The sequence below is a fragment of the Shewanella hafniensis genome (assembly GCF_019655335.1).
Lineage (GTDB): Bacteria > Pseudomonadota > Gammaproteobacteria > Enterobacterales > Shewanellaceae > Shewanella > Shewanella hafniensis.
On sequence record NZ_BPFD01000274.1, the window covers coordinates 1 to 391 of the forward strand.

The 391-nt window shown below is 42.7% G+C and carries 3 tRNA genes; all 3 read right to left on the reverse strand.

Annotation, left to right across the window (positions count from 1 at the left end):
• Positions 1-3 precede the first annotated feature (3 nt).
• Positions 4-79 (reverse strand) — tRNA-Lys (locus K5Q99_RS22235).
• Positions 80-117: 38 nt separating this feature from the next.
• Positions 118-208: transfer RNA gene (locus K5Q99_RS22240), tRNA-Lys, on the reverse strand.
• 59 nt (positions 209-267) lie between these two features.
• Positions 268-343 (reverse strand) — tRNA-Lys (locus K5Q99_RS22245).
• Between the last annotated feature and the right edge of the window lie 48 nt (positions 344-391).

Consider the following 391-nt stretch of genomic DNA (forward strand, 5'->3'; position numbering starts at 1 on the left):
AAGTGGTGGGTCGTGAAGGATTCGAACCTTCGACCAATTGGTTAAAAGCCAACTGCTCTACCGACTGAGCTAACGACCCATCTAGGTATTGCGCTGATTTATGCACTTTCAGTAAAGTGGTGTGTCATAAAGGATTAGAACCATTCGACTGATTGGTTAAAAGCCAACTGCTCTAGCTTTATAAAAAAAGCGACTGAGCTAACGACCCATCTAGGTATTGCTTTAAAACTGTTCACTTATTCTGGCATTAATGATGCGAATAATAAGTGGTGGGTCGTGAAGGATTCGAACCTTCGACCAATTGGTTAAAAGCCAACTGCTCTACCGACTGAGCTAACGACCCATCTAGGTATTGCGCTGATTTATGCACTTTCAGTAAAGTGGTGTGTCA